This window comes from Bradyrhizobium sp. CAR08 (assembly GCF_052871955.1).
Genome location: NZ_JBIXJX010000022.1, coordinates 1 through 12,365 on the forward strand (window position 1 = coordinate 1; position 12,365 = coordinate 12,365).

Genomic DNA, 12,365 nt, shown 5'->3' on the forward strand with positions numbered 1-12,365 from the left:
AATCACTCTCCGCCCACACCGCGCCGTTGAAGATCACCGTCGGTGCAAGCCAGACAGCGCAGAAGGCCAGGGAAGCTCGCAACGGCAGCTTTGTCGCTCGCCAGACGATCTGGGCCACAGTGATCGCGCAGCCCAACTCGAATACTGCCGAGATCGCTTTCACGAGGGAAAGTGGCTCGCCTAGCCAATCAAATCGGGCGGCAATCAGCAGGAGGTAGCTGTAGAACGGCGTGTAGTTGGTAAAGGCTTCCGCCAGCCCGGCGACTCCGTGATCGCGAGCAAAGACATACCAGGGGATCAGGAACTGAAAGGCGTCGTCGGTCGCGTGCTCCCGGGCGAGGTAACGGAGCCCAAGGCCTGCAAACCCGCACACCATCACTAGGCCGATCGCAAGCGGCGAGCTCGTGGCAACGTCTCGTTAGGACTGATGCAGAGGCCGGGATCGGCCGACGTGGCGATAGTGTCTTTTTTCACGCGATCGCTTTTGCTGTTGAGGTCTTTGAAGGCGCTGCGACTTCATTTTTGCGATCAACCTAGACGAGCAATCACTTCCAGTTTCATAAAGAGCGGTTCTGCCACGGGCAATTTCTCCTTGAAAGATTGTTTGGTTAGCAAAGCTTTAGTGGAACTGATGATCGTTTAAAGTGGGCCGGCCGCAGGGACGCGAGTACGCATTGGGCCGCCTTGATGGTCCTCACGTCGCCGAACGCGCCCGTGGAAGATGCGTTGACCGCTTGGTTGCCGGCGAGCATTAGTTGCGCCTCCCGTGTGGATTAAAAGGGCCCGCCGGTCGCAAGGCCGTTCGCGTGAATGGGAGCAGCACACTTTCTCACGAGAAAGTTGCCAAAGGTGGCGATCGAGATGGCGCTCAATGTGCTCGCCTACAACATCAGGCGAGCGATTATGATCGTGGGCATAGGCGGATTGCTGGGGGCGACGCAGGCATGAGGTCGGCTCTTCGCGGCCAAATCAGCGCCTAGATGAAGCTTCTGGTTGTCAGGAGGTCGATCCCATCGCATCAAAGCCCCGGCGGCCGCGGAATGCGCCGGTAGGCCTCAAGTTTCACCGTTTTCACAGGGCCTGGGCCCTTAGCAGACATGCGAAACGATGCTCAACAAGGGCCGCTATTGGACGCGTCGCACCATTTACTTCGGTTGCACAAGGCGGCTGCTATTGAAGTGAAGCGGGAGTTCTCAACGATGGACAGCATAGCATCATAGAGCCCAATGGATTTGATACGTCGGGCAAAACCTGGCAGAATAACATGATCGAGACGAGTTTGTTTTCGCCCGCGCCGGGCCTTGCGCCGCGGATTTTGCGTCTCGAATAACTGATTTGAAACTGTAGAGGCATTTTCCCTATGAGTGAAATTGTGAAGTTCCAGCCGCGCTCTAAAGCAGTTCGCAGGATGAGGCATGAGCACGGACGCGAAAGGGGCGTCGAAATCGCGTTGAAGCAGGTAGGGGCACCGGATGGCCACTATGGATCGCCGATGGGCTAGCTTATGAATCGGAAAGGCCGGCTCTGGAATTTGGCTTGCCCGGAAACGCAGCCGCACCTGAAGCCGACGAGCGGCGCAACATCCGAATCTTGAGTCGCGTTGCAAAAACCTGATACTCAACAGCCTGCGGCGAACCGTGGGCTGTTTGTTTCGGCGGCGGGTGCACTGCTTCTCGTTACGCCGCAGGCGCCCCGAACCACCTCGTCAGCGCGTCCGCAAGTCCGTGATGACTTTGATCTCTCACCCAGGCCACGTGCCCGTCCGGCCGCACCAGCACGGCGCTTGGTACTGCGACTTGTCCGACGTTCGGAAGCTCCCAGTCGCCCTCGTGTTTGACATCCACTGTTTTGATGCGATCAGCCCATGGTGCGGTATCGAAGCTATTCTTCTCGCCAAGATTGAACAGCAAGCCCCGCGCGTCGTGCAGCAGCGTGAATAGTCGCAGCGGACGCCCTTCGAGTGTCAAATCGAGATCGGGGATGCGGCGCCCGAGCAGTGCGTGTCCTTTGCCGAGATCATAGTGCACGTCGAGCCCGCTCATCATCGCGCCAAAACGCTGGCGCGGCGCGTCCATCGCGAGCAGTTCGCACACGACCTCACGCGCGGCCTTGAGGCCGTCCTCGCCGCGGCGGAGCAGGGCGATCTGCGCCATGGTGTTGCGCAAGGTCCGCGCGGCGACGGGATGGCGCTCGGCGTGGTAGCTGTCGAGCAGGCTGTCCGGCGACAGGCCCTTGACCACTTGCGCGAGCTTCCAGCCGAGATTGACGGCGTCCTGCACGCCAATGTTGAGGCCTTGCCCGCCGACGGAATGATGGATATGCGCGGCATCGCCGGCGAGCAGCACGCGGCCTTTGCGGTAGGACACCGCCTGCCGTGCCGCATCGGTGAAACGGGAGATCCAGGACGGGTTGTGGAGTCCGAAGTCGGTACCGTAGACGGCGACGAGGGCTTCGCTGAGATCGCGGGGGCCGGGCGCGCCGGTGCGATCGAGCGTTGCTTCCGTCACGACCACCAGCACGCGCCCGCTCTCGGTTTTGCTGAGGCCGTGAAAGCCGAGCGCATCGTGGCGCAGGCCCCATGCCGGCTCGTCCCGCATCTCGACTTCGGCCATGAGGTTGCTCAGCGTCGGCTCGGAGCCTGCGAAATCGATGCCGGCGGCCTTGCGCACCAGGCTGCGGCCGCCGTCACAGCCGACCAGATAATTCGCGCGCAAGCTCTCGCCGCCGGAGAGCGTCACGTCGATGCCGGTCGCGTCCTGCGCAAAATCCGTCACCTCGCGATTGCGATAGATCGGCACCGCGAGCTCGCTGACCCAGTCGGCCAGGATGCGCTCGATGTGGCTCTGCCGCAGGGCGAGTCCGTAAGCGTGCCGGGTGGGGAGGTCGCTGATGTCGAGCCTGGTCCAGGCGAAGCCCGCGAGCTGGGTGATCTGTCCTTCGCGCAGGAAACGATCGGCGACACCGCGCTGGTCGAGAATCTCGATGCTGCGCGCGTGCAAGCCGCCGGCGCGGGTGCCGACCAGTTCCTGACCGGCGCGCCGCTCCACCACGGCGACGTCGACATGCGCGAGCGCGAGTTCCGCGGCCAGCATCAAGCCGGTCGGGCCAGCGCCGGCGATCACCACCGCGTGGTCTTTCACTTGGTGTTGCGCGTGGCGGGCGCCAGCCCCTTTGGCGTGGCCGCGCGTCCGGGACGTCGGAAGCAGTACAGGCATATGATGACCCTCGGTGTCGGATGGTGTTCGGGTCGAGGGTTCTACGGCAGGGTCGGGGGCTTGAAGCAAGCCCGTTGCACACCACATATCTGAGTGGGGAGAGAGAATCCTTTGTCCGCGTTCGCCGCGTTGACACGTCGGGCAAAACACCGGCATAATGCCATCATCGAAAAAGAGTTTGGTTCAACCCGCGCGGACGCGATCCGCTGCGGGTTTTGTTTTGGGTTTTCTGGGCTTGCGACCTTCAGCAGATGCCGGTGGTCCGCTGCATGGTGCTGGCGAGTTCCTCGAACGAAAACGGCTTTCTGATCATGGGAAGGCCGTCGCGCCGGGGTTCACGCCCGGACAATTGCAGGATCTTCAGTTCCGGGCGGTCTCGCCTGGCCCGCTCGGCCAGTTCATGACCGTCCATGCCAGGCATGTTGATGTCGGTGATGAGGATGGAGATATCCTGGTTCTGCTTGAGCCGGTCGAGCGCGTCGTGGCCGCTCCGGGCGCTGATGACTTCGCAGCCGAGATCTTCCAGCATGTCAACGATGACGTCGAGCACGCTGGGATCGTCGTCAACAACCAGTACGGTATGGCTCATCGCACAACGTTCCTTCTGAAGGAATAAACGCGGCCGCCGTGGCGTAAGTTCCGGCGAGATGCGCCCCCGTCTGCGGAGCGGCCTAATCGTCCTTCGACAAATGGCCGGGTTTGGTGGGAAGGTCGATGGGGCCGCCCTCGCCATTCACGAGATCGCAGTCCTTGTCGCCGGCGTCCTCAACGACGGCTTCTAGCGCGTCCCGCTCCTTGTCGCTGCGCGGCTTTCGTCCAGGAAGATTTGGCGACGTGTTTTGTGAGGTCGTCTTGAGCGTCATCTGCCGGCCCTCCTGATCGCCTAACGCGGCTTAAGCGAATTCGTTCGTTTGACACGTCTGCGAAAACACTGGCAGAATGGCATCATCGAAACGAGTTGGTTCACCCGCGCGGAAAGCTTCCGCCGCGGGTTTTTTTCGTCTCGATCGAGATCGGACGGCCGCGGCGCGTTGCGGCCACGCACTCGTCGAACCTGGTGCGCCGCCGGCCGTACCATTGCTGGCCGCGGACGCGCGAACGTGCCGGCCCACGGCGCCGGGCCAGTGCTCGCGCCGCTGCGGTCTCCGGAGCCAATCTGGTTGTCTCCTACTTCGCTACGCGCGGCTTCGAGAACTTTGAAGGATCATCAAGCGGTGAAGATGACAGATGATGAAGTCAGGGCGATGGTTGCCGAGATGCTGGCTGAGCAACATAGGCTTCAGCAGGCGAACTTTGATGCCATCGTATTGCGGACGGTGGCATCGGTGCTGGCGTCTTTCGGAATTGATAATGACGATCGAAAGGAGCTAAGGGCGGATTTTCAGCATCTGCGCCGATGGCGAACGAGCGTCGAGCAGGCGCAGAGCTACACGCTCAAGGCCGTGATTACGGTGATCGCCACCGGTCTGATGGGTGTCGTTGGGCTAAGCGTCAAGGTCGTGCTCGGCAAGTGAGCCTCAGCCGCGACGACATTGCTGCATTCCACTCACGTCGTCCTTCGCCACCGGACGGTCTCATGTACAGAATTCGCATCGTCGATGCATCCGATGACGACATCGCCGATACATTGGCCGACCTTCACCGGTTGACGTTCTTCGATGCGGCTCTCTTGCCACAATTCGAGTTAGGGGGCGTGGTGGCTTGCCTATCACGGCGATAAGCCAGTAGCCCCATGTGCCCTGGGCTTGGCCGCATACGCTTTACTGGCGAAAGCGGCTTCGCTGAGCGAGTGGAGCCAGGTTTCCCGTGGTGCGGAACGCGATTCACGCAACGCAAAAATGGTTCGCCCGAGATGAAGCGCAACACGGAACGTTCAAGGGCCCGGCAGCTTGACAGCTGCCGGGCCCTTTTTGCGTATTGAAGCGATGCGGGCGAAGGACTTGCGAAGTCAGCGGTGCCGGGCTTTAAGTTTGCTCCTGCGGGAAATTCGGCAACCATAAGCCGATGTAAGGGAGCGCCGTCGATGCCCACCAAACCTCAATTGCCGGAACGTTCGTCGCGGGCGACGGGGGCGCCTACCGCGCTCGATGGTCTGCTGGTCGTCGATTTCACGCGTGTGGTTGCCGGCCCGGCCTGTACGCAGACGCTTGCTGATTTCGGCGCGCACGTCATCAAGATCGAGAATCCGGACGGGGGCGACGACACGCGCGCGTATGAACACGCCGAGATCGGTGGAGAGAGCGCTGCCTATCTGAGCCTCAATCGCAATAAGCGCGGCATCGCGCTCGACCTTACCGTGCCGGAGGCTCGTGAGATTGCGCTGGGTTTGATTCGCAAGGCCGACGTGGTCGTCGAGAATTTTTCCAGCGGGGTCATGAAGAAGTTTGGCCTCGACTATGAAACGGTTGCGCCGTTCAATCCGCGGCTGGTCTATTGCTCAATCTCCGCCTACGGGCGAACCGGGCCGTTTGCCTCGCGTCCCGGTTTTGATCCGATCACGCAGGCGGAAAGCGGCTTCATGTCGCTCAACGGATTTGCCGATGGCCCTCCGGTTCGCACCGGCCCGCCCATCGTGGACATGGCGACGGGGATGTCTGCCTGCAACGCCATCTTGATGGCGCTGTTGGCGCGGGATCGGCTCGGTCGCGGTCAGCATGTCGAGGTCGCCCTGTTCGACGTCGCGATGGGCATGACCGGTTTCTATGGCATGGCCTATCTGATCAACGGCGAAAATCCCGGTCGGTTTGGTAATTCGCCGAGTGGCTCACCTACCGTCGGCGTGTACGAGGCCTCCGATGGACCGCTTTACATGGCCTGCGCGAACGACCGGCTCTATCGCCGGCTGGTGGTTGAAGTGCTGAACAGGCCCGATCTCATCACCGATCCGCAGTTTGCAACGCGCAAAGCCCGCTCCGAGCACAAGGAGCTTTTGCGAGCAGCCATCGCGGAGGTCTTTGCGAGCGATACTCTCGAGAACTGGATGACCAAGATGAAGCTGGCCAATATTCCGGTCGGCTATCTCCGAACAGTCGAGGAGGGGTTCAATGCACCGGAGGCGCGAGAGCGCCATCGCTTGAACCGGATTCCGCATCGTACGGCGGGGTGGGTCCCGAACATCGAGCCGCCGATTGCCATGAGCTTGACCGGCCCGGTTGATCCTGTGGCTGCTCCGTTGCTTGGCGAGCACACGGAGCAGGTCTTGCGTGATACGCTGGGTTACGACGAGCGTCGGATATCGCAGTTCACCCAAAAGGGCGTCTTCGGATCGGGCAAACCCTCGACGTCGGGCTGAGCCTGGAGGGCGATCCTACAGGCCAGGCCTCGCGCGGCTGGCGGATCATGGCTTGGCAATGCCGCCACCTTCGCGGTATCGCATCCTTCCGGCGCCTTGTTCAGGACCACCATACTCCGACAGCGCTGCCTCGGCTTGATTTGGCAAGGGTCTCGCCGCATAAATGCATAAAGCGAGGGATATGAATGGCGCCTGGTCAAGAGCCGAGCGTGGGCCGGCCCGCGGCGGTGCAATCCGATGAACCCGCCCATGCGGCAATGGTCGCGAAGGCCCGGGCCCTTCTGCCGCGGCTGCGAGAGCGGGCGGCACGGACGGAGGAGTTGCGGCATTTGCCGCCGGAAACCGAGAAGGATCTGCACGACGCGGGCCTGTTCCGGATGCTTCAGCCCAAGCGCATTGGCGGCGCAGAACTCGATTATGTCGCCTTGATCGATTGCGCGGACCTGCTCGGACAAGCGGACGCCTCGGTGGCATGGAATCTGGCCAATCTGGCGAGCCATCATTGGATGCTCGGCATGTTCCAGCCGACGGCGCAGGATCTGGTCTGGAGTCGTGATCCGGACACGCTGATCGCGTCCTCGTTCATTTTTCCGGCCGGACGTGCCACGCGAGTTGAGGGCGGATACCGGCTCCACGGCAGCTGGCCGTTCTCCTCGGGCGTTGCCTCCTGCGCGTGGAACATGCTTGCAAGCGTGGTCTACTCCGACGATGAGGCAGACGGCATCGAGTATCGGATATTTCTGCTGCCGAAAGCCGACTACAAGGTCCTCGACACATGGAATGTCGCGGGGCTGCGCGGAACAGGGTCCTGCGACGTGGAGGTCAGGGACGCTTTCGTGCCCGACGACATGACAGTCGCGGTCGGCGATCTTGACGGCGGTCCGACTCCGGGAAGCAAGCTCAATCCCAACCCGCTGTATGCGCTCCCGGTGTTCTCGCTGTTTCCCTACGTTCTCTCCGGCGTCGCGCTGGGGAACGCGCAGGCGTGTCTCGACGATTATGCGGAGGTCGTCCGTCATCGCATTTCCACCTACAACCACGCCAGGCTGAGCGACTTTCAAAGCACCCAGATCAAGATCGCGGAGGCGTCGGCGAAGATCGACGCTGCACGCCTGATCATGCGCTCGGCCTGTCTGAATGCGATGGAGGATGCAAGGCGGGGTCATATCCCCGATATGGCGACCAAGACCCGATATCGGCGCGACGGCGCTTTTTCAGTAAACTTCTGCACGGATGCGGTGTCGATGCTGTTTGCCGCGAGCGGAGCACGGGGCCTGTTCACGACGGGCGCGTTGCAGCGGCAGTTCCGCGATGCGCACGCGATCAACTCGCATCTCGCGTTCAATTTCGATGCGGCCGGGACCAATTATGGACGCGTGGCGCTGGGGCTGCCGTCCGAGAATCTCACGCTGTGAGGCCGGCCGATGAATGATCTGCCGAAGCAGCCGGCCGTTCCCGATCCGGCCAACGAACTCGCGAGCGACAGCTCGCCGATCGATCCCCGCGATTTTCGCAGCGCGCTCGGCACCTACGCCACGGGCGTGACGATCATCACGGCCGCGGCTCCCGACGGCAAGCCCTATGGCCTGACGTGCAATTCGTTCGCCTCGGTCTCGCTGAATCCGCCGCTGGTTCTTTGGAGCCTCGTCGTCTATTCCTCTAGTCTGACCATCTTCCAGAACGCCAGTCATTTCACGGTCAACGTTCTTGGCGTTTCGCAACAGGCGCTTGCGAGCAAATTCGCCAAGTCGTCTGATGACAAGTTCACCGGTGTCGGCTGGACGCCGGGCCTCGGCAACGCGCCGGTGCTCGCCGAGAGCGTCGCCAATTTTCAATGCCGCTCGGTCAATCGCTATTACGGCGGCGACCACGTGATCTTTCTCGGTGCGGTCGAGGCCTATACTTACAATGCGAAGGAGCCGCTGCTCTTCGCGCGAGGTGCGTTTGGCCGATTTCTTGCCGACGAGCGCAAGTAGTCACTCCAAGCGTGCTCAGCTCGCGGTGAACGGTTCAGCGCTCCCCGCCGAAAGCTTGTAGATTTCGAGCGCGTCCGCATCCGCGCCTCGCGCGGCCTTGGCGAGCCTGAAAAGTTGTCCTGCGAGCGAGGCCATGGGCACCGGCGTCGACGTCGACTGCGCGACGTCGACGACGGTATCGAGGTCCTTGAGCATCGTAGCGATATGACCAAGCGGCGGTGAGTGTATGCCCTGGACCATCCGCGGCACAAACAGCTGCAACGGAATGGAGTCCGCGAAGCCGCCGGCGAGGGCTTCGGGTAACCGGTTGGCATCGATTCCGGCGTTCACGGCAAGGCGTGTTGCCTCCGCAAGAACGGCCATCGCGCATCCGACGATCACCTGGTTGCACAGCTTTGTGGTCTGCCCCGCGCCGGTCGGGCCCATGTGGGTGAACCTGCGTGCCATGGCGAGCACGTAGGGGCGGACCCGCTCGATATCGCCTGCTTTTCCGCCGGCCATGATGGCAAGCGTGCCTTCCTCGGCGCCCTTGGTGCCACCGGACACGGGCGCATCGATCCAGCCGGCGCCGTTCGCAGCTAACAATCGCGTTGCAAGGTCCCGTGCGGCGTCAGGATGGATCGACGAGAAGTCGACCACGAGCTTGCCCGCGCCGGGCGCAGTTGAGATACTCTCGGGCCCGAAGATCACCTCTTCCACGGCAGCCGCATCCGTCACGCACATGAAGACGATGTCGGAGCTCTCCATCAAGTCACGGGGGGTGGCTGCGCGCCTGGCACCCGCCTCGACGAGCGCGGCCATCTTCCCTTCCGAACGGTTCCAGACAGTGATCTGATGGCCGGCGTTGAGCAGGCGCCGGCTCATCGGTGTCCCCATCAGTCCAAGGCCGAGATAGCCGAGCCGCTCGACGCCTTGCGGGTTTGTCTTGCTCGCTTCAGCCATAGGTTGCCTCCATCTGCCGCCGCGCGACGCTGCACTACCATACATGGCGTAACTCACGACGAAACCGCCCCCCTGCATGGCTTGCTTGATTGTTTGAACCATGAAACATTTGCCGCGGTCGGGTTGGATGGCGCCGGTCGGCGCCCGGGCAGCGGAGTGGGCACGATGCGAACCGTTTCGAAGTGGATCCTGGCTTTGGGGGCGGCGGCGGCCGTGAGCGCGAGCGCAGGCTCGTCATGGGCACAGCAGACAATTCGCGTCGGCTGGACGATTCCGGCCGAGGAATCCAAATACTGGATGATGCGCCGCCCGGCTGAGTTTCCCAACATCGGCAAGGCCTACAACATCGAATGGACCCAGTTTCAGGGCACCGCTCCGATGACGCAGGCGTTGGCGGCGGGCGCGCTGGATTGCGCGACCCAGGCGCCGCTGTCGCTCGCCAACGGCGTGGTTGGCGGCAACCTCAAGGCCTACATCGTGGCGCAGCATGTCTTCGAGAAGGCCGGTGGTTTCTCGGTCTACTGGGCTGTCATGGACGACTCCCCGATCAAGACGATCGCCGATCTCAAAGGCAAGACGGTCGGAATCTCCGTGATCGGCGGCGGCACCCAAGGCCCGTTCAATCTGCTGCTGAAGCAGAATGGCATCGATCCGGCCAAGGACATCAAGCTGGTCGAGGTCGGCTTTGCCGTCTCCGAAGATGCGTTGCGGCAGGGCCGCGTCGATGCGGTCAACATGAACCAGCCGTTTGCCGCGCGCGCGGAGGCAAAGGGCGGCACGCGCAAACTGTTCTCGCTGTCGCAGGCGATGCCGAACATCGTGCACATCCTGGAAGCCTGCCGTGCCGATTTCGTCGACAAGAACCCGGAGCTGGTGAAGGCTTACGTGCGTGACATTACCTCCGGCATGAAGAAAGCGCTGGCCAACCGTGATGAGACGTTGAAGGTCGTCAACGAAGTCCTGAAGGCACCCATTCCGGTCCTCGAGACCTATCTGCTCAAGGACAACGACTTCGGCCGCGATCCGGGCGCGGCACCGAATTTCCCCGCGATCCAGAAGATGCTGGACATTTACGCGGAGACAGGGATGCTGCCAAAATTGGACGTCGCGCAATTCAAGCATCCGACGATCGTCGCTCCGCTACAATAGGCGATTGAACGAAGGATCCGAGCGAAGAGGTCGCGGCGTCCGGGATGATGCGGGACGTTGCATGAAGAAGATGCACGTATGAAGAAGCTCCGATCTCGGATCACGACGGATGGCCTCGACCGGGCTCCGCACCGCGCGTTCATGCGCGCCATGGGGCTCGACGACGCTGCGATTGCCAAGCCGATGGTCGGCGTCGTCAGCATGAAGGGCGAACAGACGCCCTGCAACATGACGCACGACTTTCAGGTCGCAGCGGCCAAGACCGGTATCGAAGAGGCCGGCGGCACGCCGCGCGAGTTTTCGACCGTGTCGGTTTCCGACGGTATCAGCATGAATCACGAAGGGATGAAGTTCTCCCTTTTTTCGCGGGAGCTGATCGCCGACTCGATCGAAGCCGTCGTCCATGGTCTCGCCTACGATGCGCTGATCGGATACGGCGGATGCGACAAGACGCTTCCCGGCGTGATGATGGGCATGGTCCGCTGTAACGTGCCGGCTATTTTCATCTATGGCGGCAGCGCGCTACCGGGCCGCGTAGACGGGCGAACCCTCACCGTGCTCGACTCCTACGAGGCTGTCGGCAGCTTCATGACCGGAGAGATCGACCGCGCCACGCTCGAGCGGATCGAGCGCGCCTGCCTGCCGACCATCGGCGCGTGCGCCGGCCAATTCACTGCCAACACCATGGGGATGGTGTCGGAGGCGATGGGCCTCACCATTCCAAACGTGTCGATGGTGCCAGGTGTCTATGCCGAGCGCGCGCAGATATCCAGGCGGGCCGGTCGCCTCATCATGGAGATGCTGGAGCGCGGCGGACCGTTGCCGCGCGACGTCGTGACGCGGAAATCCCTGGAAAACGGTGCGGCGATCGTGGCTGCCACGGGCGGTTCGACCAATGCTGCGCTGCATCTGCCGGCGATCGCGAACGAGGCCGGGATCGCATTCACGATCGACGATGTCGGCGAGGTTTTTGCCAGGACGCCGCTGATCGGAAACCTGCGGCCTGGAGGTAAATATACGGCGAAGGATGTCTACGACGTCGGCGGCGCTGCCGTGGTGATCCGGGAGCTGATCCAGAGCGGGCATATTGATGGCAGTTGCCTGTCGATCACGGGCCGTACACTTGCCGAAGAGTATGGCGCCGCCAACCCTCCTGACGGAAAGGTCGTTTACGCGGCTCGCGCGCCGATCATGCCAGATGGCGGTGTGGCAGTGCTGAAGGGAAACCTCTGCCCTGATGGTGCGGTGATCAAGGTCGCGGGGCTGAAGAGCCAGTTGTTCGAAGGCGTGGCGCGCATCTTCGAAGACGAAGAAACTTGTGTCGCAGCGGTTCGCGACCGCAGCTACAAGGCGGGCGATGTGCTTGTGATCCGCAATGAAGGGCCGGTAGGCGGCCCCGGCATGCGCGAGATGCTCGGCGTCACCGCGCTGATCTATGGCCAGGGCATGGGCGAGAAGGTGGCCCTGATCACGGATGGACGGTTCTCCGGCGCCACGCGCGGAATGTGCGTGGGCTATGTGTCTCCCGAGGCCTTCGTCGGCGGTCCGCTGGCGCTGGTACGCGATGGCGACAGGATTCGGATTGATGCCGCGAACCGGCGGATGGACATGCTGATCGACGAGCAGGAACTCGCTGCTCGCCGACACGATTGGAAGCCGCGTCCGCCTCGTCACCGTGCCGGTGCCCTCGCCAAATATGCGCGATTGGTTGGCCAGGCACCGGGCGGAGCCGTCACGCATGAGGGCCCGGCAGAATGGCCCTGGTTCGGATGACGCCGCGAAGCTGGCCCC

At 62.4% G+C, this 12,365-nt stretch carries 10 protein-coding genes and 1 pseudogene; 6 read left to right on the forward strand and 5 right to left on the reverse strand.

Annotation, left to right across the window (positions count from 1 at the left end; translation table 11 throughout):
* From ACIPUD_RS33105 to ACIPUD_RS33120, 4 genes and pseudogenes are all read right to left on the reverse strand, one after another.
* Positions 1 to 376, reverse strand: a pseudogene (locus ACIPUD_RS33105) (hypothetical protein); the annotation flags it as partial.
* Between the two features lie 1,300 nt (positions 377 to 1,676).
* Complete coding sequence (locus tag ACIPUD_RS33110; RefSeq protein ID WP_446482303.1) at positions 1,677 to 3,215, reverse strand: FAD-dependent monooxygenase; 1,539 nt, start codon at positions 3,213 to 3,215, stop codon at positions 1,677 to 1,679.
* A 244-nt stretch (positions 3,216 to 3,459) separates the two neighbouring features.
* Positions 3,460 to 3,804, reverse strand: coding sequence for a response regulator (locus ACIPUD_RS33115; protein WP_085384639.1), 345 nt, complete (start codon positions 3,802 to 3,804; stop codon positions 3,460 to 3,462).
* 82 nt (positions 3,805 to 3,886) lie between these two features.
* Complete coding sequence (locus ACIPUD_RS33120) at positions 3,887 to 4,078, reverse strand: hypothetical protein (protein ID WP_085394664.1); 192 nt, start codon at positions 4,076 to 4,078, stop codon at positions 3,887 to 3,889.
* A 351-nt stretch (positions 4,079 to 4,429) separates the two neighbouring features.
* Here ACIPUD_RS33120 and ACIPUD_RS33125 point away from each other — a divergent pair, with 351 nt between their 5' ends.
* The 4 genes from ACIPUD_RS33125 to ACIPUD_RS33140 all read left to right on the forward strand — a co-directional run bounded on the left by ACIPUD_RS33125 (position 4,430) and on the right by ACIPUD_RS33140 (position 8,483).
* Positions 4,430 to 4,729, forward strand: coding sequence for a hypothetical protein (locus tag ACIPUD_RS33125; RefSeq protein ID WP_085384722.1), 300 nt, complete (start codon positions 4,430 to 4,432; stop codon positions 4,727 to 4,729).
* A gap of 509 nt (positions 4,730 to 5,238) precedes the next feature.
* The gene (locus ACIPUD_RS33130) at positions 5,239 to 6,507 is read left to right on the forward strand and encodes a CaiB/BaiF CoA transferase family protein (protein ID WP_446482304.1); all 1,269 of its coding nucleotides are present in this window, start codon (positions 5,239 to 5,241) and stop codon (positions 6,505 to 6,507) included.
* Between the two features lie 185 nt (positions 6,508 to 6,692).
* A complete protein-coding gene (locus ACIPUD_RS33135) occupies positions 6,693 to 7,922 on the forward strand; it encodes an acyl-CoA dehydrogenase family protein (RefSeq protein ID WP_085394662.1) in 1,230 nt (409 codons plus the stop codon).
* Between the two features lie 9 nt (positions 7,923 to 7,931).
* A complete protein-coding gene (locus ACIPUD_RS33140; RefSeq protein WP_446482305.1) occupies positions 7,932 to 8,483 on the forward strand; it encodes a flavin reductase family protein in 552 nt (183 codons plus the stop codon).
* A 15-nt stretch (positions 8,484 to 8,498) separates the two neighbouring features.
* On the opposite strand, the gene ACIPUD_RS33145 is transcribed toward ACIPUD_RS33140, so the two are convergent.
* A complete protein-coding gene (locus ACIPUD_RS33145) occupies positions 8,499 to 9,425 on the reverse strand; it encodes an NAD(P)-dependent oxidoreductase (protein WP_446482306.1) in 927 nt (308 codons plus the stop codon).
* Between the two features lie 165 nt (positions 9,426 to 9,590).
* Between ACIPUD_RS33145 and ACIPUD_RS33150 the strand changes: the two genes are divergently transcribed.
* On the forward strand, positions 9,591 to 10,574 hold the full coding sequence (locus ACIPUD_RS33150; protein ID WP_085349537.1) for an ABC transporter substrate-binding protein: 984 nt from the start codon (positions 9,591 to 9,593) through the stop codon (positions 10,572 to 10,574).
* A gap of 78 nt (positions 10,575 to 10,652) precedes the next feature.
* The gene (gene ilvD, locus ACIPUD_RS33155) at positions 10,653 to 12,347 is read left to right on the forward strand and encodes a dihydroxy-acid dehydratase (protein WP_446482307.1); all 1,695 of its coding nucleotides are present in this window, start codon (positions 10,653 to 10,655) and stop codon (positions 12,345 to 12,347) included.
* Positions 12,348 to 12,365 lie beyond the last annotated feature (18 nt).

Excerpts from the sequence above, each read along its gene's own strand:
- ACIPUD_RS33135 (WP_085394662.1), top strand. The coding sequence starts at position 6,693 with ATGGCGCCTGGTCAAGAGCCGAGCGTGGGCCGGCCCGCGGCGGTGCAA.
- ACIPUD_RS33145 (WP_446482306.1), bottom strand. The coding sequence starts at position 9,425 with ATGGCTGAAGCGAGCAAGACAAACCCGCAAGGCGTCGAGCGGCTCGGC.
- ACIPUD_RS33115 (WP_085384639.1), bottom strand. The coding sequence starts at position 3,804 with ATGAGCCATACCGTACTGGTTGTTGACGACGATCCCAGCGTGCTCGAC.
- ACIPUD_RS33140 (WP_446482305.1), top strand. The coding sequence starts at position 7,932 with ATGAATGATCTGCCGAAGCAGCCGGCCGTTCCCGATCCGGCCAACGAA.
- ACIPUD_RS33150 (WP_085349537.1), top strand. The coding sequence starts at position 9,591 with ATGCGAACCGTTTCGAAGTGGATCCTGGCTTTGGGGGCGGCGGCGGCC.
- ACIPUD_RS33110 (WP_446482303.1), bottom strand. The coding sequence starts at position 3,215 with ATGCCTGTACTGCTTCCGACGTCCCGGACGCGCGGCCACGCCAAAGGG.
- ilvD (WP_446482307.1), top strand. The coding sequence starts at position 10,653 with ATGAAGAAGCTCCGATCTCGGATCACGACGGATGGCCTCGACCGGGCT.
- ACIPUD_RS33120 (WP_085394664.1), bottom strand. The coding sequence starts at position 4,078 with ATGACGCTCAAGACGACCTCACAAAACACGTCGCCAAATCTTCCTGGA.
- ACIPUD_RS33130 (WP_446482304.1), top strand. The coding sequence starts at position 5,239 with ATGCCCACCAAACCTCAATTGCCGGAACGTTCGTCGCGGGCGACGGGG.